The sequence below is a fragment of the Amycolatopsis sacchari genome (assembly GCF_900114035.1).
GTDB lineage: Bacteria > Actinomycetota > Actinomycetes > Mycobacteriales > Pseudonocardiaceae > Amycolatopsis_E > Amycolatopsis_E sacchari.
This window is the reverse complement of sequence record NZ_FORP01000002.1, coordinates 317,155-341,028: the sequence shown is the minus strand read 5'-3', so window position 1 is coordinate 341,028 and position 23,874 is coordinate 317,155. Positions and strand designations below refer to the sequence as shown.

Genomic DNA, 23,874 nt, shown 5'->3' with positions numbered 1-23,874 from the left:
GCCCCGATCCTTGAGTGTAAGTGCGGCTGGGGATCGAGGCGGGGGTGGGTGTGGGCGGGGTGGCCGCTCGCGTTGCGTCGCCGGGTGCGGTGGGCGGTGGGTGTCGGGGCTGGTCACCCGTACTGCTTGCTGCACGGACCGGAGCCCTGGAGATATCCGGTGCGCATGGCTTCGACCCGGGTGAAGCCCGCGTCCACACGCTTGCCGTTGACGTCGGCCGCTACGAGGCTGTCGGGGCGGAGCAGGTCTGAGATGGCCTCGTCCAGGTCTCCCGCGGACAGGCGCAGAGCTGTGTCCGCCAGCTTGTTCGTTGCCGCGGCCCAGGCGCCTACCAGGCAGGCCGTCCGGAGGCCCGCGTTCGCGTTGTCCAGTGACGCGCCGACGCCCTTCTGGATCGCCAGTGCGTAGCGGGACGCGATTTCCGACAGGGCCGCGAAATCACCGTGTCCGCCGGTGTCCGCGCCCTGCCATTCGGCGTCCTGGTCGACCGGTTTGCCCAGTTCCGCCAGTGCGGCCAGGTCGATGTTGACGGTGTTGTCCGACGGGCAGTACGACGCGGGCGGGGTCGCCGGGCCGGCGTCGCACGTGCCGCCACCTTGCACGATCTCCGGCTTGGGGGCGTTGGCGCCCGAGAACGCCGCGTCCAGGCTCTGCTTCAGGTAGTCGACGGTCGTGTCGTTGATCGGCAGCGTGCCCTCGTTGCGGTCGGCCTGGTCGAACGGGCGCTCCGTCAGCCGGGGTTGCAGGCTGGCCATGTCGATTTTCGCGCAGTCCTTCGGTCCGTGCTCGAAACCCAGCTGGAACGCGAAGATCCGGTCGAACGCCGTGCCGTGCGCCTGGTTGTCCGTCGCCGCCGTGCCCGCGCTGTCGCGCACCAGGAACAGCGACGACAGCGCCGCGTTCAGGCCCTCCGCCGTCGACACCCGGAAGTACTCGCTCTTGCCCTCGGCCACCCATCGGTAGTAGCTGCCCGCGAAGCAGTCGGCCTGCTGCTCCTTGACGATCGTCGGCGTGCTGCGGTTGATCCCGGCCTTGTCCTGGAGCCGGTACTGCACGGCGTGCCCGAACTCGTGGGCCAGCACCGTCACCACCGACAGCGGCCCGAACTGCCGGATCATCGTCGGCAGCAGCACCCCGCGGTCCCACGCGATCGAGTCGTCCTGGCCGCAGTAGAAGGCGTTGACGTTCCGCTTCGTGTTGCCGCACCCGTTGGACTGGTTCACGCCGTTCGACTCGTACGACAGCAGGGACTTCACCGGCTCGAACCTGATCCCGAAGTCATCGGGCAGCCGGCCGCTCCAGTACTCCTCGACGTCGGCGATCGTGGCGGTGGCGAGCCGGTCCGCCTCGTCGTCGCTGACGTTCTCGACGTCCAGGCCGGGTTTGGGGGCGTCCGTGCGCAACCCGCTCTCGAAGTGGGTGACCGGCAGCCCGGCGACGGAATTCGCCCCCGTGCCCCCGCTTTCACCCCCACACGCCGTGAGGCTCATCACCAGCAACCCCGCGACGGCGAAGATCAGACCCCCTGCGCGCATCCCACCCGCTCCCTGATCGGCTTCGGAGACGCGAGGCTAACCGATATTGTCGAGCGTCATGAAAGCAATCCGTCGGTTCACCGTGCGCGCGAGCCTGCCGGAACCGCTGGCGGGCCTGCGGGCGCTGGCGACCAACCTGCGCTGGACCTGGCACCCGCCGACCCGCGACCTGTTCGCGTCGATGGACGACGAGCTGTTCCGCCGCGTCCGCGACCCGCTGCGGATGCTGCTGGCCGTCCCGTCCGCGCGCCTGGAGGAACTCGCCGCCGACGAGGACTTCCTGGCCAGGGCACGCGCCGCCACGGAGGACCTGGAGCGCTACCTCACCGAGGAGCGCTGGTACCAGGAGCAGCACGGCGCCGACGGAGCACCGAAGGCCATCGCCTACTTCTGCATGGAGTTCGGCGTGCACGAGGCCCTGCCCAACTACTCGGGCGGCCTCGGCGTGCTCGCCGGCGACCACCTCAAAGCCGCGTCCGACCTGGGCGTGCCGATGATCGGCGTCGGCCCGCTGTACCGGGCCGGCTACTTCCGGCAGGGCCTGTCGCTGGACGGCTGGCAGCTGGAGCACTACCCCGTCATCGACCCGAACGCGCTGCCGCTGGAACTGCTCACCGACGAGAACGACAAGCCGGTGCTGGTGCACGTCGCCATGCCCGGCGGGCGGGACCTGTACGCGCAGGTGTGGCAGGCCAACGTGGGCCGCGTGCCGCTGTTGCTGCTCGACACGGACGTCGACGAGAACGACGAGGACCTGCGCCGCGTCACCGACCGCCTCTACGGTGGCGACGCCGACCACCGCATCCGCCAGGAGATCCTGGCCGGGATCGGCGGCATGCGCGCGGTGCGCCGGTACTGCGAGCTGACCGGGCACCCGCAGCCGGAGGTGTTCCACACCAACGAGGGGCACGCGGGCTTCCTCGGCCTGGAACGGGCGCGCGAGCTGATTTCCGAGCACGGTCTCGGGTTCGACGAGGTGCTCTCCGCGGTCCGCGCGGGCACGGTGTTCACCACGCACACGCCCGTGCCCGCCGGCATCGACCGGTTTCCGGTGGACCTCGTGCAGCACTACTTCGGCGACGGCCGCCTGCTGCCGGGCATCGAGACGCGGCGCGTGCTGGCGCTCGGCGCCGAGGACAACCCGGGCATGTTCAACATGGCGCACATGGGCCTGCGGCTGGCGCAGCGCGCGAACGGCGTGTCCCAGCTGCACGGCCGGGTGTCCCGCGCGATGTTTTCCCGGCTGTGGAACGGTTTCGACGAGGACGAGGTGCCGATCACGTCCGTCACGAACGGCGTCCACGGCCCGACGTGGGTGGCGCGTGAGCTGACGGCCCTGCTCGGTGGGAAGCACAAGGAGTGGGGCCACCGCGGCCAGTTGCCGAGCCGGCAGGGCGTGAGCGACGAGGAACTGTGGGCGCTGCGACGGGATCTGCGGCAGAAGCTGGTGACCGAGGTGCGCCGGCGCGTGCGCGAGTCGTGGTTGCAGCGGGGTGCGTCGGCGCTGGAGCTGGGCTGGATCAACACGGTGTTCGACCCGGACGTGCTGACGGTCGGCTTCGCCCGCCGCGTGCCGACGTACAAGCGGCTGACGTTGATGCTGCGTGATCCGGAGCGCCTGAAAGCGTTGCTGCTGGACGAAGACCGGCCGATCCAGATCGTCGTGGCCGGCAAGTCGCACCCGGCGGACGAGGGCGGGAAGCAGCTGATCCAGCAGATCGTCCGCTTCGTGGACGATCCGGATGTGCGGCGCCGCATGGTGTTCCTGCCGGACTACGACATGTCGATGGCGCGCTACCTCTACCGCGGTTGCGACGTGTGGCTCAACAACCCGACCCGCCCGCTGGAGGCGTGTGGCACGTCGGGCATGAAGTCGGCGCTCAACGGCGGTCTCAACCTGTCCATTCGGGACGGTTGGTGGGACGAGTGCTACGACGGCAGCAACGGCTGGGCGATCCCGACGGCGGACGGCATCCGTGACCCGCTGCGCCGGGACGAGCTGGAGTCCGCCGCGTTGTACGACCTGCTGGGGCAGCAGGTGGCGCCGTTGTTCTACGACCGCAACGGCGACGGCGTGCCGCAGGGCTGGATGTCGATGGTGTGGCACACGCTCGACACCCTCGGCCCCCGCGTGCAGGCGTCGCGGATGGTGCGGGAATACGTGGAAACCTGCTACCGCCCCGCCGCCGCCACGGTCGCCGCCGCCGCGCGCGACAACTACGAGGGCGCACGCTCGCTGTCGGAGTACCGCAAACGCATCGACATGCTGTGGCCGCAGGTGAAGATCTTCGACACGGACCTGACGGCCGAGGAACTGGTGGTGGGCAGGGAAGTCCGCGTGCAGGCCCGGATCGACCTGGCAGGGCTCGATCTGTCCGAAGTGGACGTACAAGCGGTGGTCGGAACAGTCGGCGATTCGGACGAACTGACGGACCCGATGACAGTACCCATGGCCCAGGAGGGAATCGGCCTCTTCGCGGCCACCGTACGCCTACCCCACGCGGGCTCACTGGGCTACACGGTAAGGATCGTGCCCAAACACGAACTACTGGCCACCCCAGCAGAACTAGGAAAAGTCGTGCTGGCCTGACAACGCAACAGCCACCCAGCAACGCAAAGCAAGGCCCCACACCCGGGACCGAGCAACGCGAACGCGAGCGGCCACACCGCCCACACCCACCCCCACTCCGATCCCCAGCTGTCTTAGCGGTTGGCTCGCCGTGTCAAGGGTGAGGCGAAGCCTCATCGCGCAGCGACGCCGAAGGCGCCCTTTACGCGGTGAGCCAACCGTTAAACGATCAAGGATCGGGGCGGGGGTGGGGCCGCTCAAACAGGGCGGCCACGCCCGGTGAACCCCGGTGCCGAGGCAGGCGGCCGGACCAAAGAAAAAGACTGCCTCGCCGGCGGGCAATACCGCTAAGTTTAGGCGAGTTTCCGCAGCTCAGAGGCGTTTGGAGGCGTCGCCCACAGAGCGGTCACACCCCGACAGAACAGTTGCCTCAATTGAAGATTCCCCTCAACCGCAACGGCGACTGTCTCAAGTGGAGAACCGCCTAACCGGCGGGAACGACTGAACAGAGCCTCCGGTAACGCCCTGACCAGGTAAAACGTACTAACTTAGCGGTATTGGCCGGCGGGCAGACTCCAGGATGATCGAGCCCCAAAGGGATCTCACCTTCACGAGGTGGTCGAGTCGAGTGATCATCCCGTCGCCTGCGGTTTGTGCATATCACTTTGAGCCAGAGCCGCAAGCCTGGTCACTCGGCCGCAAGCGAGCAAAAAGGTTGCGGCCCTGGCTCAAAGTGATCGCCCGGTATCAGGCGACGGGATGAGCACCCAACTCTGGCGGGCGTGCCTAACGGCACTCCGGTACTCCGGCAATGCCTTCACGGCACGGCCGGTGTCGGCCCCTCCCGCACCGGCAACCCCGCCGCCGCCCACGCCCGGAACCCACCATCCAAATCCGTCGCCCGCAACCCGAGGCGCTGGAGATCCGCGGCGGCGAGGCTCGACGCGTAGCCCTCGTTGCACACCACGACCACCGGCAGTTCCGGGCGCACCTGCGGCAGGCGGTGCGAGCCCGCCGGGTCGAGCCGCCACTCCAGGTGGATCCGCTCGATCACCACCGAGCCCGGGATTTCGCCCTCCGCCGCGCGGTTGGCTTCCGGGCGGATGTCCACGATCAGCGCGCCCCGTTCCTGGAGCTCCCGCGCGCCTTCCGGCCCGACCCGGTCGAGCCGGGATCGGGCCGCGGCGAGCATTTCGTCTACGGTCATCGGCCGAGTATCACCGGCAGGGGCGGGATTTCGCTCGGCACGTCAGCCAAGGAGGCGTACTCGCGCGTCGGGACGAGGGGCGGCGAGTACGCGTGCACGCTCGCCGCCGGGGTCGTCCCGTTGTTGCCCACCTGGTGCGCCCGGCCCGCGCCGAAACCGAGGGCCTTGCCCGCGACGTGGTTCCGCGTGCGGACCGGGCCGCCGGGGTAGCGGTACTCCTCGGTCAGTTCGCCCCGCAGCACGGTGAACGAGCCCGCCGCGCCGCCGTGGTCGTGGGGCGAGGTGTGCTGGCCGGGCAGCCACGACAACAGCCACAACTCCACGCCGTCGGTCAGCGCGAGCCGCGCCCACCAGCGCTGCTCGGCGTCGAAACGCAGCACCTCGTGCAGCGGGCCGGAAAGTTCGGACGCGACGCGGTGGGTCAGCTCCGCCAGTTCAGCGGGCGTCCACAGTAGACGGGACTGCGGCAGCAACCCGGGCAGCGCGGACTCGGCGAGCCACGGGTGGATTTCGCAGTCGAGCACGGTCTGGGTCAACGAAAGCTCCTCGGTAACGGCTGTGACGGGTGCGGGACGGTGCACCGGTACAGCCGCTGGAGGCGACGAGGAGCAGGTCGACGGCACGGTTCCGCCAGAACGGGCCCACGGGGCGCGGGAACGGCGGAGTGCTCACGCACCGCATCGTGCCACGCCCGCCCGCTACCCCGCGTGACGTCTCACGGGCTGGACGCACCCGCTGCCACCGGGACGGTCAACTATGACCACAATGGGCACGTGAGCGAGCCCAACAACCTTGACGACCTCGTGGTGCGCATGGCGGGCGTGGGGGTCCGCCGCGGCCGCAACGAGCTGCTCGCCGGCCTGGACTGGGCCGTCGAACTGGACGAACGCTGGGTGGTGCTCGGCCCGAACGGCGCGGGCAAGACCACACTGCTGCGCCTGGCCGCCGCCGAGCTGCACCCGACCAGCGGCACCGTGGACCTGCTCGGCGAGCGGATCGGCAAGGTCAGCGTCTTCGAACTGCGCCCCCGCATCGGGTTCACCTCGGCCGCGCTCGCCGGCCGCGTGCCGGGCGACGAACTGGTGCGCGACGTCGTGGTCAGCGCTGGGTACTCCGTCATCGGCCGCTGGCGCGAGGAGTACGAGAACCTGGACGTGGACCGGGCGATGGAACTGCTCGGCACGCTCGGTGTGACGCATCTCGCGGAGCGCACGTTCGGCACCCTGTCCGAGGGCGAGCGCAAGCGCGTCCTGATCGCCCGCGCGCTGATGACCGACCCCGAGCTGCTGCTGCTCGACGAGCCCGCCGCCGGTCTGGACCTCGGCGGCCGCGAGGACCTGGTGGCCCGGCTTTCGACGCTGGCGATGGACCCCGACGCGCCCGCGACCGTGCTGGTGACGCACCACGTCGAGGAGATCCCGCCCGGCTTCACCCACGCACTGCTGCTGCGCGAGGGCCAGGCGGTCGTCGCCGGGCTGATCGACGACGTGCTGACGGCGGAGAACCTGTCCAAGACGTTCGACCAGGACCTGCTGCTGGAGCGGTCGGGGGACCGGTTCTTCGCCCGCCGCCGGTAGGGTACCGACCAGTAACCGACGAGGAGGATGCCAGCGTGGGCGAGTTCGTACGGCTCGAGGTGGACGGTGGGATCGGCACGATCCGGCTGGAGCGCCCGCCGGTCAACGCCATCAACAACCAGGTGCAGGCCGAGCTGGGCGAAGCCGCCCGCGAGGCCGCCGAGCGCGCCGACGTGCGCGCGGTGATCCTGTACGGCGGCGAGAAGACGTTCTGCGGCGGTGCCGACGTCAAGGAGATGTCCACCCGCACGTACGCGGAGATGCGCACCTTCGGCGCCGCGCTGCAGGGCACGGTCGCCGAGGTGGCCGCGATCCCCAAGCCGACGGTCGCCGCGATCACCGGTTACGCGCTGGGCGGCGGCCTCGAACTCGCGCTCGCCGCGGACCGCCGCATCGCCGGTGACAACGTGAAGGTCGGCCAGCCCGAGATCCTGCTCGGCATCATCCCCGGCGCGGGCGGCACGCAGCGGCTCGCCCGGCTCGTCGGCCCGAGCAAAGCGAAGGACCTGGTGTTCACGGGCCGCTTCGCGAAGGCCGACGAGGCGCTGAGCCTGGGCATCGTGGACGAGCTCGTCGCCCCCGACGACGTGTACGAGTCGGCTCGCAAGTGGGCCGCGCAGTTCGTGAACGGCCCCGCGGTCGCGCTCGCCAACGCCAAGGCCGCCATCGACGGCGGGCTCGACGGCGACCTCGCGAGCGGGCTGAAGCTGGAGACGTACCTGTTCACGGCGTTGTGGGCCACCGAGGACCAGAAGAACGGGATGCGGTCGTTCATCGAGAACGGTCCCGGCAAGGCCACCTTCGAAGGGAAATGACGTGGCAGACCCCGCACCGAACCCCCACGCCACGGCCGAGGAGGTCCAGGCCGCCTACTCGGACCCGAAGCTCGCCAACGTCCTCTACCACGACTGGGAGGCGGGCACCTACGACGAGAAGTGGTCGATCTCGTACGACGAGCGCTGCATCTCCTACGCCACCGACGTGTTCAACGCCGTCGCGGGCACCGAGGGCCAGCCGTACCCGACCGCGATGGAGCTGGGCAGCGGCACCGGGTTCTTCCTGCTGAACCTGATGCAGGGCGGGGTCATCAAGAAGGGCTCCGTCACCGACCTGTCGCCGGGCATGGTGCGGGTGGCGCTGCGCAACGCCGAGAAGCTGGGCCTCGACGTGGACGGCCGCGTGGCCGACGCCGAGCGCATCCCCTACGACGACAACAGCTTCGACCTGGTCGTCGGGCACGCCGTGCTGCACCACATCCCGGACGTGCCCGCCGCGCTGCGCGAGGTGCTGCGCGTGCTCAAGCCGGGCGGGCGCTTCGTGTTCGCCGGGGAGCCGACCAAGATCGGCAACTTCTACGCGCGCAAGCTCGGGCAGCTCACGTGGTGGCTGACCACGAACGTCACCAAGCTGGGCCCGCTGACCGCGTGGCGGCGGCCGCAGGAGGAGCTGGACGAGTCCTCGCGTGCGGCGGCGCTGGAGGCCGTGGTCGACATCCACACGTTCGACCCGAGCGAGCTGGAGCGGATGGCGCTCGGCGCGGGCGCGGTGGACGTGCGCGCGGTGACCGAGGAGTTCGCGGCGGCGCTCGCGGGCTGGCCGATCCGCACGTTCGAGGCCGCGGTGCCGCCGGAGAAGCTGACCGTGCGGTGGCGGATGTTCGCCTACCACCTGTGGCTGCGGCTGTCCGCGCTCGACAAGAAGGTGCTCGCGAAGGTCCTGCCGCGTGAGCTGTTCTACAACGTGATGATCACCGGCACGAAGCCCCCGGCACCGGTCGAGCTGTAGGTGCCGTACGCGTTCTCGCTCGACGACGTCGCGTTCCTGCGCTCGGCCGAGGGCGTCCGCGTCCTCGCCGGGTGCGCCGCGCTGGACCCGGGCCGGATCGCGGACGTGGAGTCGGCGCGCCGGATCGCGGGGGACCGCGCGGCGGCGGTGCTGGAGACGGTGCTGCTGCGGCGCAAGGCGGGGTGGAAGCTCGACGCGGCGGAGAACTGGCTGTTCACGGGCGACGCGCTGCAGCAGGCGAGCGCGTCGGCCGTGGCCCGGCACCGCGCGTCCCGGCTCGCCGGCCGCGACGTGCACGACGTGACGTGCTCGATCGGCGCGGACCTGGTGGAGCTGGCGCGCACCGCCCGCAGGACGCTCGGGTCCGATGTGGACGAAGTGCGGCTGGCGATGGCCAGGCACAACTGCCCGGACGTACCGCTCGCGCGTGCCGACGCGCTGCGCCCGGTCAGCCGCGGCACGGTCGTGGTCGCCGATCCGGCCCGCCGCGACGCGAAGGGCCGCAAGTGGCGGCCGGAGGACTTCGCGCCGCCGCTGGACGCGCTCGCCGAGATCTACGCCGGGCGCGACCTGGCGGTCAAGTGCTCGCCGGGGCTGGACTGGGCGGCGCTGCCGTGGGCGGACGAGGTCGAGCTGGTGTCGCTCGACGGGCAGGTGCGCGAGGCGTGCCTGTGGACCGGCGACGTCGCGACCGCCGCCCGCCGGGCGACGGTGCTGCGCACGGACGGTCCGCAGTGGACGATCACCTCCGACGAACCGGACGACGTCGGCGCGGGCGGGCCCGGCGAGTGGATCATCGACCCCGACGGGGCGGTGGTGCGGGCGGGGCTGGTCAAGCACTATGCCGCGCGGCACGGGCTGTGGCAGCTCGACGAGCGCATCGCGTACCTCACGGGCACCACGCCGCCGCCGGGCGTGCGCGCGTTCCGGATCGTCGAGCACGGCCCGTACAGCGAGAAGACCCTGCGTGCGCTGCTGAAACGGCACGACGTCGGGCGGCTGGAGATCCTGGTGCGCGGGCTGGACGTCGACCCGGACGCGTTGCGCAAGCGGCTCAAGCTCCGTGGCGAGGGGGAGGCGACGGTGGTCCTCACCCGGATCGGCCGGGCGCCGGTGACTTTTTTGTGTCAGGCGGTCCGGATCCCGTGCTGATGACGTAGTTTGCCAACCGTTCACCTCAGGTTGGGAGCCACGTCATGTCTTTCCGCAGTCTGCTGAAGCTTGCCGCCGCGGCGGCGATCGGCGCCACCGTCGCCGGAGGGGCGACCGCGCTCGCCACGTCGGGCGGCAGCCACGAGCCCGACAACATCGGGCAGGTCAAGCTGGACGTGAAGGCCTACTACGGCGACACCGTGGATTCGTCCGGGCACCACCACGAGTCTCCGGTGAGCCAGTGGGCGAGGGACACGCGCCGCCAGGTCGAGCAGGCGCAGCAGTACCTGGAGCGGCGGCTGCGGCAGGGCGTCGCGAACCCGGCGATCGTGCTCGACGTCGACGACACCTCGGAGGTCACCTACGGCTGGGAGGCCGACAACGACTTCGGGTTCGACCCGGTCAAGCAGGAGCAGGCGATCAACGCGGGCACGTTCCCCGCGATCCAGCCCACGCTGCACCTCGCCAACTGGGCGGCCCAGCACGGCGTCGACGTGTACTTCCTGACCGGGCGCGCGCAGCACCAGGGCCCGGCGTCGCTGAAGAACCTCGCGAACGAGGGCTACCCGGCCCCGGCGGAGGCGTACTTCAAGCCCGAGGGCACCGCGCCCGCGTACCTGACGTGCGGGCTGACCTGCACGACGGTGCAGTACAAGTCGCAGACGCGCGCCCACATCGAGGCCGGTGGCGCGACGATCGTGCTCAACCTCGGCGACCAGTACAGCGACCTCGAAGGCGGCCACGCCGAGCGGCCGGTCAAGCTGCCGAACCCGATGTACTACCTGCCCTAGACGAGCGCGTCGTGTTCGACGAGCAGGCGCCCGCCGCTGTTGACGAGCGTGACGCGGTGCGTCTCGTGGTAGTGCCTGCCGTTCTGCACGAAGTCGAGCGTGGACTGGACGGTGTTGGGCCCGACCAGTTCCGGGCCGCTGACCACCCGGAAGCTGCTCATCGAGGTCCAGTAGTTGACGTAGTAGGCGCGGCTCATGCTGCCCTGCATCGTCGGGCTGAGCTGGCTCCAGCCGACGTCCGTCCCGCCAGGCATCCGCCCGTAGTACTCGCGCATGAACTGCACCGGGTCGAGGGTGGGCGCGCCCCCGGCAGGCGCGCTCGCGGGCGGTGACGGCGGCGGCGGGGTCGTCGTGGACGGGCTGGTCGCCGGGCTCGACTGCGCCGTCGACGAGGTCGGCTGCTGTGCCGAGGACGTCGGGGCTGGGGCGGACGACGACGGGGCGGGCGGCGCGGCGGTGCCGCCGTCCCCGCCGTTGCGCACCAGCAACACGGTGGTCACGACCGCGGCGACGAGCACCACCGCGGCGGCCGTCAGCCACAGCACCACGCCCCGCCGGCGTTCCCCGGCCGGCGCCGGGCTGGCGATCTTCCGCAGTTCGGCCGCGGCCTCGGCCATGCTGGGCCGGTCGGCGGGAGCGACGGACATCATGCGGCCGAGCAGCTCTGTCAGCGGTCCGGCCTGCTGCGGCGGCGCGACCCGGCCGGCCGCGGCCGCGTAGAGCAGGGCCATCTGGTTGTCGGTGTCGCCGTAGGGAAAACGGCCCTCGACGATGGCGTAGAGCGTCGCGCCCAGCGAGAAGACGTCGGAGGCGGCGGTCGGCTTCTCGCCGCGCGCGGCCTCGGGGGACAGGAACGCCGGAGTACCCGCGAGCGCGCCGCTGCCGGTGAGCGTGCCGTCGTCGACCGCCCGCGAGATCCCGAAGTCCGTGATCTTCGCGGTGCCGTCCTCGGCGAGCAGGATGTTGCCGGGCTTGACGTCGCGGTGCACGATCCCGGCTTCGTGGGCGGCGGCCAGCGCCTCGGCGGCCTGCGCGCCGATCCGGGCGACCTCGGCGGGCGGCATGGGGCCGCGGGCGTTCAGCACCTCGGCGAGGCTCTGCGACGGCAGGTACTCCATGACGAGCACGGGCATGCCGCCGTCGTCGGCGACGTCGAAGACCGTGATGGCGTACCGGTGCTGCAGCCGGGCGGCGATGCGGGCCTCGCGCGCGGCGCGCTTGCGGGCCTGCTCGGCTTCCTCGGCGGTCAGCGTCGCGGGCAGGACCAGCTCTTTCAGTGCGACGGTGCGATCGAGCAACTCGTCCTTGGCGAGCCACACCAGCCCCATCGCGCCCCCGCCGATTCGGCGCTCGAGCCGGTAGCGGCCGGCGATCAGACGTCCCTCGTCCTGCGTTTCCGTCCCGGTCACCCGGTTAGGCTACGGTGTCGGCTTTCCGGGGATCATCAAGCTACCCGTTGTGTCACCACGACGGCGGTACGTCTCGTTCGGAAATGTCTCGTACCGGCTTTCGGGGAATTGGAAAGCCGGTTCCGGCAAGGGGAATCCGTCCCCGGCGACCGGTGCCCGAAGAGCGTCACACCGAAAAATTACGCCGAAGCGGCCAGGCTGGTGGACGGAACGCCTCGGAAAGAGGATGCTTGGTGGTACGGGATTTCAGCCGATTAGTCCATTGAGGACTGTCGATTCGGGAGGTGCTGATGGCTGGCGTTGACTCTCGCGAGGATCTGGTTCCGCTTCGCACGGATTTCGACCGGTCCTGGCGCGGGTACGACGTGCGCCAGGTCCGCGAGTACGTGCGGCGGGCCGAAACCGACCTGCGGATGGTGATCGCCGATCGGGACGCGGCGGCCGCCAGCGCGGAGAACCTCGCGCGGCAGCTGGAGGAGCTGCGCAGCGAGAACGACCGGCTGCGGGAGAAGATCGACCGCATCAGCCGCACCCCCATCGAGGCCGACGGGCTCAGCGAGCGCCTGCTGCGCATGGTCGAGCTGGCCGAGGACGAGGCGAAGGAGATCACCGAGCGGGCGCGTGCCGCCGCCGAACGCAGCTGGGCGGCCGCCGACCAGGCCGCGCAACGGTTGCGTGAGCGGCACGAACGCCTGGTCGCGGAGGTGGACGCCCGCCGAAGGGAGGCCGCCGCCGAGCACGAGGACATGATGCGGCGCACGAAGGCCGAGGTCGACGCGATGACGAGCGAGGCGGCGCAGACGCGGCACCGGCTCGACGAGCAGGCCGCGCGGCGCCGTGAGCAGGTGGAACGCGACTTCGACGAGGCGATGCGGCAGCGCCGGGAAGCCGCGGTGGCGTCGATCGCGAAGCAGGAACGCGAGGCCGCCGAGAAGTGCGAGACGATGGTCGCGGAGGCCACGGCGAAGTGCGAGACGATGGTCGCGGAGGCGAGCGAGAAGGCCAAGCAGCTCGTCGAACAGGCACAACGCAAGGCCGACGCGCTGGACGCACTCCGCCGCCGCACGACCGACCAGCTCCACGCAACACAAAAACTCCTGGCCGACGCGACGCCGCTGCTGCAGATCGAGCCCCCGGCGGGCAAGCGGATCGAGATCGTGCCCGAGCCGAGGAAGCAACCCGTGGAGGCGGTGCAACCGGCCGCGGGCTGAGGCGCGGAGCGCTGGGTTGAGGCTGCGGACGGCGGTGGGCTGACGCTGCGGACCGCGGTGGGCTGAGGCGCGGAGCGCGGTGGGCTGAGACCGCGGACGGCGCTGGGCTGAGGCGCGGAGCCGCAGGTCGCGCCACAAGTCGCGAAGGCGATTGCGGGGGCAGGTGGCTGGGTTCGGCCGCGCCACGCGGTAGGCCCGTGGACTTGGCCGCGCCGGGAGCCGACGGCTCCGTGGTGGGCGCCCGGGGTCGGCCGCGCCGGTGGTGGAGCCGCGGCGGAAGCCGTCCGGGTGGCGGGAATTCGTGGGTGGGAGCCGGTCGCAGTGGCCCTCGCAAACCACCCGCCGCCAAAGACCGGTCACCGTGGGAGACGCAGGTCGCGCCACAAGTCGCTAACGCGGTCGCGGGGGTCGCCTGGCCCCGCCCGCCCCGCCTCAACCGGCTTCCGCCCGGTACAGGGCCGAGCGCGGGTTGAACAGCCCCACGCGGAAGTAGTAGATGTTCGTCGCCACCTGGAGGACGACGAAGAGCACCCCGTACTGCAGCCCGTTGAGCGCCGGGACCAGGTTCACCGGCAGCGTGTAGGCCATCGCGACTCGGACACCCGCGTCGAGGAGTGTCGCGGTGCCCCAGATGACGTTCGCGACGCGCCAGACGTGGCGGAAATCCGGCAGCCGCTCCCACAGCGAGTCCCACCGTTCGCCGCCCGGGCCGACGCGGCCTTCCAGCAGCACGCGCGCGAAGTGGTACACGAACGGCCGGTGCGCCCGGGTCGTCGCGAGCATCCAGAGGCCCGTCACCGTGGTCAGCCAGCCGTCCTTCGCCAGCAGGAACCGGTCGTCCCCGCTGATCGCCGCCACCCCGGCCGACAGCAGGGTCATCACCGCCATGAACAACCCCAGCTGGTCCAGCCTCCGCCCGCGCAGCAGCTGCACCCCGGTGCTCACCGCGGGCAGCACCGCACTCACCAGCAGCGCCACGTACACGCTCGCCCCCGCCGCCCGCAGCACGTAGTAGGCCGCGATCGGCGCCGCGAGGTCCACGGCCAGCACCGCGCCCTGCCGCAGCCGCCGGGGCAACGGCACCCGCCCGGGCGCGTCCGGATGCCGCGGGGGATACAGGCGCATCATCTTCGTGCCCCCCAGTCGACGAGCTCGCGCGCACCGAACGCGTGCCGCCGCCCACAAACCCGCATCATCGGCGCAGCCCCCTGTCGAACAGCTCCACCAGCTCACGCGCGCACGTCGCGAGGTCGAGGTCGGGCCGTGCCTCCAGCATCATCGGCACCCCGTCGAGGCTGCGCTGCACCGCCGCGGCGGCCACGCGCACGTCGCACTCCCGGAACACGCCCGCCTCCTGCCCCTCCCGCACGATCCGCTCCAGCGGGGACAGCACGTCGGCCTCCTGCTCGGCCGGGTCGTACTCCAGCCCGCCGTTCAGGAAGATGCTCAACAGCGCCTTCATCTGCGTCCGGTGCTCCGCGACGAACTCGAGGTAGCCCTCGATGTACGCGTGCAGCGCCTCCAGCGGCGCCTCCGCCCGCCCCACCCGCTCGGTCATGAAGCCGCCGATCTCGCTGTACACCTCGGCGACGACCTGCTCGATCAGCTCCTTCTTGCCCGCGAAGTGGTACGAGATCAGCCGCGTACTACTGAGCCCCGCGTGCTCGGCGATCCGCGCGAAGGACGCCTGCGGGTAGCCGACCTCCGCGATGACCTCGATCGCCGCCCCCACGATCTGCGCCCGCCGGGCCTCCGCCGTGAAGCTTCTTACCTGCATGAGTAAACCGTACCTCGGTCAAGTAAGAAAGGCCAGCCATTAGGGTCAGAGGATGACGTTCCGGAGGCACAGCGTGGTGCGCGACGAGTACGTGCCGGCGTACCTGAGCCTCATCTCGAACTCGTTGTCCTGGGGCGGTTCCCGGCTGTTCAACCGCCTGCACGGCGTGGGCATCAACGAGTGGCGCGTGCTCTCCGCGGTGGTCAACGAACCCGCCTGCACCGCCACGCGCATCGGCGACGTCCTCGGGCTCAACAAGTCCGTCGTCAGCCGCAGCATCCGCCTGCTGCGGGACCGCGAGCTGCTCACCGTGGACACCACCGGCGGCCGCCGCGGGCTGCTGCTCACGGAGGCCGGGCACGAGGTCCACGACCACCTCCTGGCCGTCTCCCTCCGCCGCGAGGAACTGCTGCTCGCCGGGTTCAGCGCGGCCGAAAAGGCCCAGCTGCTCGACTTCCTGCGGCGCATGTACCGCAACGTGCCCGCGATGAACGCCTACCAGCCGGACGAGGGGAGCACACCTTGATCGAGGCCGACTACGTGACCACCGACCCCGACGTCCTCGCCGCGTACAGCTCCGACCAGGCGGGGTTCGTGCGGGCGGGGCGGCCGGTCGCGCTCGCCCGCCCGCGCGAGACCGCGGACGTCGTCCGCGTGCTGGAGTACGCGCACGAGCACCGGATTCCCGTGGTACCGCAGGGCGCGCGCACCGGCATGTCCGGCGGCGCGACGGCGGTGGACGGCGCGATCCTGCTGTCGCTGGAGCGGATGGACCGGATCCTCGACATCGACGAGGTCGACCACACCGCGACCGTCCAGCCCGGCGTGGTCAACGCCGTGCTGTCCAAGGCCGTCGCCGAGAAGGGCCTGTTCTACCCGCCCGACCCCGGGTCGTGGGAGAGCTCGACGATCGGCGGCAACGTCGCGACGAACGCCGGCGGGCTGTGCTGCGTGAAGTACGGGGTGACGAGCGATTTCGTGCGGCACCTGGAGGTCGTGCTCGCGGACGGCCGGGTGCTGCGGACCGGGCGCCGCACGGCGAAGGGTGTCGCGGGCTACGACCTGGTGCGGCTGATCACCGGCTCGGAGGGGACGCTGGGTGTGGTCACGGAGGTGACCGTCGCGCTGCGGCCCGCCGCGGAGAAGCCGCTCACCGCGCTCGCGTTCTTCCACACGTCCGCGGCGGCGTGCCGCGCCGTGACGGCGTACCTGGGCACGGGGCGGCGGCCGTCGGTGCTGGAGTTCATGGACAAGGCCACCGTCGACGCCGTGTCCGCGTACCGCGACCTCGGCTTCCCCGACGACGTGGGCGCCGTGCTGATCGCCCAGTCCGATCGCGGCCCCGCCGCGCCGGACGACCTCGAAGCCTTCGCCGTCGCCGCCCGCGAGTGCGAGGCGATGGAGGTGTTCGTCGCGAGCGACCAGGCCGAGGCGGATCTGCTGATCGAGGCGCGGCGGCTCGTCGGCGTCGCACTCGGCAGGCTGGGCGACCAGCTCGTCGACGACGTGTGCGTGCCGCGGTCGCGCCTCGCGGAGCTGATCGAGGGCATCGCGGAGATCGGCGGGGAGCACGGCGTGGCCGTGCCGTGCTGCGGACACGCGGGCGACGGGAACCTGCACCCCACGGTCGTCTTCGACGCGGGCGACCCGGAATCGGTGCGGCGCGGGCAGGCCGCGTTCGACGCGATCATGGCGCTCGGCTTGCGGCTGGGCGGCACGATCACCGGTGAGCACGGTGTCGGCACGCTGAAGCGGGCGTGGCTGGAGACCGAGCTGGGTGAGGTCGGGCTGTCCGTGCACCAGGCGGTCAAGCGCGCGTTCGACCCGCACGGGATCCTCAACCCTGGAAAAGTGATCCACGGCAAGCCATCCTGAGCGCATGGAGACTGCTCTGTGGCACCCCTTCTCGGACATGGCCGTCGTGCGCGAGCACGAGTTCGTCGTCGACCGCGGTGAGGACGTCTGGGTCTACGACACCAGCGGCAACCGCTACCTCGACGCGACGGCGAGCCTCTGGTACGCCAACGTGGGGCACGGCAGGCAGGAGATCGCCGACGCGGCGGCCGGGCAGATGCGCAGGCTCGCCGGTTACTCGACCTTCGGTGACTTCGCCAATGAGCCGGCGCGTGAGCTGGCCGCCCGCCTCGCGGGGATCGCGCCGGTGCCCGGGGCGAAGGTCTTCCTCACGACGGGCGGTGGCGAGGCGATCGACACCGCGGTGAAGATCGCGCGCCGCTACCACGACGCGCGGGGCGAGTCGGGCCGCGTGCACGTGATCAGCCGCGCGCAGTCGTACCACGGCACCAACGGCATCGGCACCGGCGTCGCGGGCATCGACGCCAACCGCACCGGCTTCGGCGAGCTCCTGCCCTCGTCGTCGCGCGTCCAGTACGACTCGGTCGACGCGCTGCGGGAGGAGATCCTGCGCGTGGGGGCGGAGAACGTCGCGGCCTTCCTGTTCGAGCCGGTCATCGGCGCGGGCGGGGTGCTGCCGCCGCCGGAGGGGTACGTGCGGGGCGTGATCGACGTGTGCCGCGAGTTCGGCGTGCTGGCCATCGCGGACGCGGTGATCTGCGGGTTCGGCCGGCTGGGCACCTGGTTCGGCGTCGAGCGGTGGGACGCCGAACCCGACCTGATCACCTTCGCCAAGGGCGTGACGAGCGGGTACCTGCCGCTGGGCGGTGTGGTCGCACACGAGCGCGTCGCCGAGCCGTTCTGGGGCCGGCCGGGCAACACGCTCCGCCACGGCGCCACGTATGCCGGGCACCCCGCGTGCTGCGCGGCGGCGCTGGCGAACCTCGGCATCCTGGAGCGGGAGGGGCTCGTCGAACGCGGCCGCACCATGGAGGGGGTGCTGGCGGACGCGCTCGCCCCGCTCGCGGCGCACCCGCTCGTCGCGGAGGTGCGTGCCGGGGTCGGGCTGCTGGGTGCGGTCGAGCTGACGGCGGCGGTGCTGGAGCGCGTGCCGACGGCGATCGGGGACCTGGCGTCGCTGGTGCGGCAGCGGGGCGTGCTGGTGCGGACGCTCGGCAGGGCGGTCGCGGTTTCGCCGCCGTTGACGGTCCGGGCCGAGCACCTGCAGGAAATCGAAGGCGCACTGACCGCGGGACTGGACGAGCTGTCGCTCAAGCTGTGACGATTTCCATTGTGGACGGACAATTCCTCCCAATTGTCCGGATGGCAGTTTTTCCTGCGGGAATCCGCGCGGGAGCGGTAGATTTCGTGTTGTGAACGGCGATCCCACCGTGGTGGGCCGGACGGGCGAACTCGTGCACGCGACGCGTGGCGCGGCCGGTCCCGGTGAGGTACGGGTGCGGATACGCGGTGGCACGGAAATCTACCTTGCCTGGTCCGAGGAACCGATCCCGCTCGGCACGTCCGTACTCGTCGTCGCCGCGCATGGGGCGCGGGCGGTCGACGTCGTGCCGTGGACCGACCTCCCCGGCACGGCGTGACGACGGAAGTAGGCGAAGATGCTCGGTTATCACGTGCCGGCGCCCGATGAGGCGATGCTCATTTCGGGCGGCAAGAACGGGGTGGGGGACAATCCGTTCCGGGTGGTGATCGGACACGGCAGTTTCGTGCTGCCGTTGTTCCGGAAGGTCCGGTTCCTCACGCTCGCCATGTGCGAGTCGGAGGTCGAGGAGATCTGCGTGACCAGGCAGGGGATCGCGCTGAGCGTGCGCGCGGTGATCGCCTTCAAGGTCGGCAACGACGAGGAGAGCATCGTCAACGCCGGACAGCGCTTTCTCTCCGACCAGGACCAGATGTCCGTGCTCACCGGGCGCGTCTTCGCCGGCCACCTGCGGTCGATCGTCGGATCGATGACGGTGGAGGAGATCGTCACCGAGCGCCAGAAGCTCGCCACCGAGGTGCTGGACGGGTCGAAGGCCGAGATGGCGAAGATCGGGCTGACCGTCGACTCGCTGCAGATCCAGTCGATCGACGACATGAAGCTCGGCTACATCGCCGCGATGGCCGCCCCGCACAACGCCGCGATCCAGCGGCAGGCGCAGATCGCGCAGGCGCAGGCGAACCAGGCCTCGGCGGAGGCCGAGCAGGAGTCGCAGCGGCGGCAGGCCGAGTACGCCCGGCAGACCGCGGTCGTGCAGGCGCGGTACAAGGCCGAGGTGGACCGGGCGCAGGCCGAGGCCGCGCAGGCGGGCCCGCTCGCGCAGGCACAGGCGCAGCGCGAGGTCATCGCGATGCGGACCGAGCTGGCGCAGCGCGAGGCCGAGCTGCGCCAGCAGCAGCTGGTCGCGGAGGTCGTCAAGCCCGCGGACGCCGAGGCCGAACGCGTCCGGATCCTCGCGCAGGCCGAGGCCGAGAAGATGCGCATCCAGGCCGAGGCCGCGGCCTCGCACAACCGCGTCGCGCTCGACCGGATGCTCATCGACCAGCTGCCGCAGATCGTCAGGGAGGCGGCGCAGGGCCTGTCGGGTGCGAACGTCAACATCCTCAACGGGGCGGACGGGCTCGGCGAGCTCGCTTCGGGGCTCGTCGGTCAGGGCATGGCGATCCTCGACTCGGTGAAGAAAGGGCTTACCGAGAAGCCTCGCCTGCCGGAAGGGCAGAGCGAGTGAGCCGTTCCTTCGCGAGGTTCAGCGCGTTTTCGAGCGGGTTTCCCTCGCCGGTGAGCACAGTGTCCACTGTGGAACCGATCGCCTCGACGCGCCGCATGGCCTCGTCGTGGCTCAGGTGCCCGATCTCCCTGGCGAGCGTGTAGACGGCGCCGCCCGCGCTCGCCACGAAGTCGGGTATCCACGTGATTCCCCGCTGCACCAACAGTTCCGCCACCGAATCGGCGGCCAGCTGGTTGTTCGCCGGGCCGACGACGAGCTGGGCGCCGACCTCGGGCACGGTCCGCGGGTCGAACACCCCGCCGACCGCGGCCGGGACGAACACGTCCGCCGGAGTGCGCAGGGCCTCCTCGGGCTCGACCCACTCGTAGGCCGGGTCACGACGCGCCGGGTCCACATCGGACACGATGACCCGTGCGCCCGGGAGTTCCTTCGCGACAAGGGAACCCACCGAGCCCATGCCGCTGATCACCACGGTCCGCCCGTCGAGCGACTCGCTGCCGAACACGTGCCGTGCGCCGGCGCGCAGGGCCGCCAGCACGCCCACCGCTGTCGGGATGCTCGACGAGCCGGTGCCGCCCTGCTCCTCGGGCAGGCAGAACACGTGCGGGGTCCGCTGCCGCAGTACCGCCATGTCCGCGGGCCCCGTGCCGACGTCCGGGCCCGTGAGGTACGAGCCGTCGAGGGACGCGATGAGGTCGCCGAGGTCCTCCAGCGCGGCCTGGCGCAGCTCGGGTGTCAGGGGCCGGTCCAGCGCGATGACGCTCTTCCCGCCGCCGAAGGCGAGGTCGGCGGCGGCGCACTTGTACGTCATCGCCTCGGACAGGCGCAGTGCGTCCTCCATGCCGTCGCGCCAGTCGGCGTAGTGGCGCATCCGCACGCCACCGACGGCGGGCCCGAGCGCTCGCGAGTGCACGGCGATCATCATCGGCAGGCCGGACCGGCGACCACGCCGGATCGTCACATCTTCATGTTCCATGCCTCGAAGCTAGGCTGATGACCAGGCGAGTAGGGGCAGCGCCGAACGATGTTCGGCAGGAGCAGGGGGAGGACGGCCATGGACGAAGTTGATTCGGCGATCGTGCGTGAGCTGCAGGAGGATGCGCGGCAGTCCAACCGGGACATCGCCCGCAAGGTGGGCATCGCGCCGTCGACGTGCCTGGAGCGCACGCGGCTGCTGCGGCAGCGGGGCGTGATCCGGGGCTACCACGCGGAGGTCGACCTGCCGGCGCTGAACCGCGGAGTGCAGGCGATGGTGGCCGTGCAGGTGCGGCCGCTGAGCCGGACGGTGGTGCAGTCCTTCGAGCGGTCGGTGGCGCGGCTGCCCGAGGTGCTGTCGGTGTACACGATGGCGGGCAGCGACGACTTCCTGGTGCACGTGACGGCGCAGGACATCGACCACCTGCACGCGTTCCTGCTCGACCGCTTCACCAGCCGCCGCGAGATCGTCGGCTTCCGCACGTCGATCATCTACCAGCACCTGCGCAAGCCGGTGCTGGAAGCGCTTTCGTAGGGAAGCGCGGTGGGACGGGCGGGCATCCCCCGCTTGGAGCACCTCTGACATGGCCGTGCGATTTGTGCGGTCTCCGGTGGTGTGAACCTTGAATGCGTAGTCGTACTCAAGTAGGCCCGAATCGGTTGAGCCGGTCGAGCTTGTTCCCATAGCCTCACGAGGCGAGCACTTACAGCACATGACTGGTGGGAGGGCAGACGTGGCTGGGTACGAGGTCGTCATCGGCAAGATCGCGGACGCCGGGAAGGCCGCGCAGCGGGTCGCCGAGGTGATCGCTCCGCTGGACTTCGCGGGTGCCATTCCGGATGGGGACGCCGGAATGCCCGGTGCCCGCGCCGTCGCGAAGCTCGCTTCGGTCAAGCGGGGCTGGGCGGGACGGGAGCAGTTGATTGCTGCCGAGTTCAGCGGCTATGCGGAGGACCTGTCCCGCGCCGACGAGTTCTATCGCGCTCACGAAGATGGCGCTCAGCATGATCTCCGGCAGTGGGAGACGCCGAGGACGGCAGGCTGATAACGTGGTTACCTGGGGTGAGGTCCTCCGGTGGAGACCGGAACCACTCGCGGACCTGGTCGGAGTGCTCAACGACCGCTACAACCGGCTCATCGGTTGTGCGAACGATCTGCGGGCGACCGCGATGCCGGAAGGCTGGTCCGGTCCCGCGGCGAACGCCGCGGCGGCGAAGGCCGCTCGCCTCGCCGACTCCGCCGAGGAGCTCGCCGCTGAAGGTGCCATGTTGCGCCGCGCTGCCGGAGACGTGTCGGACGCGATCACCGGGGTGCTGAACGGGGTGCACGAGGCCCAGAGCCTGGCGGCCGCGCGCGAGTTCCGCATCGACGAGGACGGTGTCGTCACGGGCGGCCCGCCACCTGTGTGCACCGCCGACGATCCGGACGGATCGGTCGCCGCCGCCGACAACCACCGCGTCCTCTCCGAGTTGCGGGACCGGATAAGGGAGGTGCTGCGCTCGGCAGAGGATGTGGACGACGACTTCTGCGCGGTGCTGGACCGCATCCAGACCAGCCACGTCATCGATCCGGGCAGTGGCCGCACCGATCTCGCCGCCGCGGGAAATTCCGGCTGGGCGCTGGGTGCATTGAGCATCCCGCCTCCGCCGAACGCGTCCCCGGCGGACAACGCCGCTTGGTGGGCCACTCTCAGTCCCGGTCAACGTCAGGTGCTGACCAAGGAGCACCCCGAACTGATCGGACCGCGCGACGGCCTGCCCACCGAGGCGCGTGACGCCGCCAACCGGATCCGGCTGGACCAGACCCGTGCCGAGCTGATGAACCAACGTGACGACGTCCGGCACCGGATGGACGCGCTGCGGCACACGGCGGGCGGCGACATCGTGCTGACCGACCGAGCCGCCTACGAGCGACTGAAAGAGCAATGGGATGAGATCAGCGGCAAGCTCAACGGCGTGGATGCCATTTACGACCGGCTCAACCACCCTCGGCCCGGTGAGCCGCGGGCGTACTTGCTGATGCTGGATGCCAGTGGGAACGGCAAGGCCGTCATCGCCTGCGGCAATCCGGACACCGCGGCCGATGTCGCCACCTACGTCCCGGGAACCGGCTCCGAACTCTCGAAGATCAGCGGGGATATCAATCGCTCCGACCGGATGGTCCACGCTGCTCGTGAGGCCGGATCGTCCTCGACAGCGGTGATCACGTGGCAGGGTTACGAAGCACCGGGCACCCTGGTCGACGCTGCTCGTGAAAGCTATGTCGACGACGGCAAAGGCAAATTGGACAGCTTTCAGGAAGGGCTGCGGGAAAGCCACGTGGGAGCACCCTCGCACAACACGGTGATCGGGCATAGTTATGGGACCACTCTCGTGGGCCATGCAGCTCGCGACGGCGGCCTGAACGCCGACGACCTCGCATTCGTGGCCAGCCCGGGCGTCGGCGCGGACAACGTCTCCCAGCTGCACCTCGAAGGAGTCAACCAGGCGGATGTGGGACAGCACGTACACTCGACGGTTGCTGCGCACGACATGATCAAGGTGACCAACGTGGACCTCGCCCCACCTTTGTCCGGTCAGCACTTTGATCCCCACGGACCGGACCCCGCCGACCCCGGCTTCGGAGGAAAAGTGTTCACATCGGATCCTGGCACCGAAGGTCCCTGGTATGAGGGTGGTCTGTCCGGAGCTGCCCACAGCGAATACTGGAATCCGAACAACAAGGCGCTCGACAACCTGGGCCGCATCATCGCCGGCCGGCCGACCTACTAGGGGAACAGTGGTGCTGGTGAGCCGCCTGGGGAGGAGAGCCAAGGTCGTCCGGCTCGTTGTGTTCGCCGGAGTGCTCATGACGGGTGCGTGCGGAGGTAAGGACGTGGGAATGCAGCCGACGATCACGATCGACGAAGCGAACCGCCGCGTCGAGCAGTACTCGACGCAGGTTCGCGAAGCGCTGCCCGCCGAAGCGGTGTACGAGTTGTCGGCTTACGAAGACCGCGGGGATTGCTCCGATCCGACGGATCGTGGGCCGAAGAACCGGGTCGTGGCGTCGCGGACCTACCAGATTCAGGGTCTTCCGGCGGCGAACGTCCCGTCGTACTTCGGTGCCGTTCGGACCTGGTGGCAGGATCACGGTTTCCGGATACTCGACGACAACCCGCCCAACGAGTTCCTGTGGGGCGAGAACACCGCGGACGGATTCCAGATGACCTTGAAGTCGAACTTCAAGGGCGAGCTTTTCCTCATCGTGTCCTCGCCCTGCGTGTGGCCCGGCGGTACACCCGAACCGCCGACCTGACCGGG

23 protein-coding genes are annotated in these 23,874 nt (G+C 70.5%); 16 read left to right on the top strand and 7 right to left on the bottom strand.

The genetic code is table 11. The features are described 5' to 3' along the window. Nucleotides 1-113: 113 nt before the first annotated feature. Nucleotides 114-1,535 (bottom strand): neutral zinc metallopeptidase, encoded by a 1,422-nt coding sequence (locus BMZ92_RS05685; RefSeq protein WP_091504646.1) that lies wholly within the window; start codon nt 1,533-1,535, stop codon nt 114-116. Between the two features lie 58 nt (nt 1,536-1,593). Here BMZ92_RS05685 and glgP point away from each other — a divergent pair, with 58 nt between their 5' ends. Beyond that, nucleotides 1,594-4,125: an alpha-glucan family phosphorylase gene (glgP, locus tag BMZ92_RS05680; protein WP_091504645.1), complete on the top strand. Its 2,532-nt coding sequence runs from the start codon at nt 1,594-1,596 to the stop codon at nt 4,123-4,125. A 796-nt stretch (nt 4,126-4,921) separates the two neighbouring features. Here glgP and BMZ92_RS05675 read toward each other — a convergent pair. Together BMZ92_RS05675 and BMZ92_RS05670 are read right to left on the bottom strand one after the other, a co-directional pair. Beyond that, the gene (locus BMZ92_RS05675) at nt 4,922-5,311 is read right to left on the bottom strand and encodes a rhodanese-like domain-containing protein (RefSeq protein ID WP_091504644.1); all 390 of its coding nucleotides are present in this window, start codon (nt 5,309-5,311) and stop codon (nt 4,922-4,924) included. Continuing rightward, complete coding sequence (locus tag BMZ92_RS05670; RefSeq protein WP_091504643.1) at nt 5,308-5,847, bottom strand: cysteine dioxygenase; 540 nt, start codon at nt 5,845-5,847, stop codon at nt 5,308-5,310. Before BMZ92_RS05670 ends, BMZ92_RS05675 begins: the two co-directional genes overlap by 4 nt. A 276-nt stretch (nt 5,848-6,123) precedes the next feature. Here BMZ92_RS05670 and BMZ92_RS05665 point away from each other — a divergent pair, with 276 nt between their 5' ends. The 5 genes from BMZ92_RS05665 to BMZ92_RS05645 are packed head-to-tail and all read left to right on the top strand — an operon-like array spanning nt 6,124 to nt 10,616. Further along, the gene (locus BMZ92_RS05665; protein ID WP_425425794.1) at nt 6,124-6,888 is read left to right on the top strand and encodes an ABC transporter ATP-binding protein; all 765 of its coding nucleotides are present in this window, start codon (nt 6,124-6,126) and stop codon (nt 6,886-6,888) included. A 35-nt stretch (nt 6,889-6,923) separates the two neighbouring features. After that, nucleotides 6,924-7,703: an enoyl-CoA hydratase/isomerase family protein gene (locus BMZ92_RS05660; protein WP_091504641.1), complete on the top strand. Its 780-nt coding sequence runs from the start codon at nt 6,924-6,926 to the stop codon at nt 7,701-7,703. A 1-nt stretch (nt 7,704) separates the two neighbouring features. Continuing rightward, complete coding sequence (locus BMZ92_RS05655) at nt 7,705-8,673, top strand: class I SAM-dependent methyltransferase (RefSeq protein WP_091504640.1); 969 nt, start codon at nt 7,705-7,707, stop codon at nt 8,671-8,673. Beyond that, entirely contained in the window at nt 8,674-9,825 is a 1,152-nt protein-coding gene (locus BMZ92_RS05650; RefSeq protein ID WP_091504639.1) for a THUMP-like domain-containing protein, read from the top strand. Nucleotides 9,826-9,869: 44 nt separating this feature from the next. Continuing rightward, a complete protein-coding gene (locus BMZ92_RS05645; RefSeq protein ID WP_091504638.1) occupies nt 9,870-10,616 on the top strand; it encodes an HAD family acid phosphatase in 747 nt (248 codons plus the stop codon). Here the strand turns inward: BMZ92_RS05645 and BMZ92_RS05640 are convergent. Next, nucleotides 10,613-12,025 (bottom strand): serine/threonine-protein kinase, encoded by a 1,413-nt coding sequence (locus tag BMZ92_RS05640; protein WP_091504637.1) that lies wholly within the window; start codon nt 12,023-12,025, stop codon nt 10,613-10,615. The two genes, BMZ92_RS05645 and BMZ92_RS05640, sit on opposite strands and share 4 nt — an antisense overlap. Before the next feature lie 290 nt (nt 12,026-12,315). On the opposite strand from BMZ92_RS05640, the gene BMZ92_RS05635 reads away from it, so the two are divergent. Then, nucleotides 12,316-13,236: a DivIVA domain-containing protein gene (locus BMZ92_RS05635; protein WP_091504636.1), complete on the top strand. Its 921-nt coding sequence runs from the start codon at nt 12,316-12,318 to the stop codon at nt 13,234-13,236. Between the two features lie 432 nt (nt 13,237-13,668). Here BMZ92_RS05635 and BMZ92_RS05630 read toward each other — a convergent pair whose 3' ends face one another. Continuing rightward, entirely contained in the window at nt 13,669-14,364 is a 696-nt protein-coding gene (locus BMZ92_RS05630; RefSeq protein ID WP_143249799.1) for a VC0807 family protein, read from the bottom strand. Between the two features lie 64 nt (nt 14,365-14,428). After that, a complete protein-coding gene (locus BMZ92_RS05625) occupies nt 14,429-15,013 on the bottom strand; it encodes a TetR/AcrR family transcriptional regulator (protein ID WP_245782914.1) in 585 nt (194 codons plus the stop codon). 52 nt (nt 15,014-15,065) lie between these two features. Between BMZ92_RS05625 and BMZ92_RS05620 the strand changes: the two genes are divergently transcribed. The 5 genes from BMZ92_RS05620 (at nt 15,066) to BMZ92_RS05600 (ending at nt 19,596) form a co-directional block, all read left to right on the top strand. Further along, complete coding sequence (locus BMZ92_RS05620) at nt 15,066-15,539, top strand: MarR family winged helix-turn-helix transcriptional regulator (protein ID WP_091504634.1); 474 nt, start codon at nt 15,066-15,068, stop codon at nt 15,537-15,539. After that, entirely contained in the window at nt 15,536-16,888 is a 1,353-nt protein-coding gene (locus BMZ92_RS05615) for an FAD-binding oxidoreductase (protein WP_091504633.1), read from the top strand. The genes BMZ92_RS05620 and BMZ92_RS05615 overlap by 4 nt, the downstream gene beginning before the upstream one ends. A 4-nt stretch (nt 16,889-16,892) precedes the next feature. Beyond that, a complete protein-coding gene (locus BMZ92_RS05610) occupies nt 16,893-18,149 on the top strand; it encodes an aminotransferase family protein (protein ID WP_245782913.1) in 1,257 nt (418 codons plus the stop codon). 91 nt (nt 18,150-18,240) lie between these two features. Beyond that, nucleotides 18,241-18,468 (top strand): NfeD family protein, encoded by a 228-nt coding sequence (locus tag BMZ92_RS05605; RefSeq protein ID WP_218153404.1) that lies wholly within the window; start codon nt 18,241-18,243, stop codon nt 18,466-18,468. An 18-nt stretch (nt 18,469-18,486) separates the two neighbouring features. Beyond that, a complete protein-coding gene (locus BMZ92_RS05600; RefSeq protein WP_091504631.1) occupies nt 18,487-19,596 on the top strand; it encodes an SPFH domain-containing protein in 1,110 nt (369 codons plus the stop codon). On the opposite strand, the gene BMZ92_RS05595 is transcribed toward BMZ92_RS05600, so the two are convergent. Next, nucleotides 19,556-20,572 carry a Glu/Leu/Phe/Val dehydrogenase dimerization domain-containing protein gene (locus BMZ92_RS05595; protein ID WP_091504630.1) on the bottom strand — a complete coding sequence of 339 codons (1,017 nt, stop codon included), beginning with the start codon at nt 20,570-20,572 and terminating at the stop codon, nt 19,556-19,558. The genes BMZ92_RS05600 and BMZ92_RS05595 overlap by 41 nt on opposite strands. A gap of 78 nt (nt 20,573-20,650) precedes the next feature. On the opposite strand from BMZ92_RS05595, the gene BMZ92_RS05590 reads away from it, so the two are divergent. The 4 genes from BMZ92_RS05590 to BMZ92_RS38030 all read left to right on the top strand — a co-directional run bounded on the left by BMZ92_RS05590 (nt 20,651) and on the right by BMZ92_RS38030 (nt 23,869). Beyond that, nucleotides 20,651-21,106, top strand: coding sequence for an Lrp/AsnC family transcriptional regulator (locus BMZ92_RS05590; RefSeq protein ID WP_091504629.1), 456 nt, complete (start codon nt 20,651-20,653; stop codon nt 21,104-21,106). Between the two features lie 199 nt (nt 21,107-21,305). After that, nucleotides 21,306-21,617: a hypothetical protein gene (locus BMZ92_RS05585; RefSeq protein ID WP_091504628.1), complete on the top strand. Its 312-nt coding sequence runs from the start codon at nt 21,306-21,308 to the stop codon at nt 21,615-21,617. A gap of 64 nt (nt 21,618-21,681) precedes the next feature. Continuing rightward, on the top strand, nt 21,682-23,343 hold the full coding sequence (locus BMZ92_RS05580) for an alpha/beta hydrolase (RefSeq protein WP_342743463.1): 1,662 nt from the start codon (nt 21,682-21,684) through the stop codon (nt 23,341-23,343). Nucleotides 23,344-23,350: 7 nt separating this feature from the next. Further along, complete coding sequence (locus BMZ92_RS38030; protein ID WP_245782912.1) at nt 23,351-23,869, top strand: hypothetical protein; 519 nt, start codon at nt 23,351-23,353, stop codon at nt 23,867-23,869. Nucleotides 23,870-23,874 lie beyond the last annotated feature (5 nt).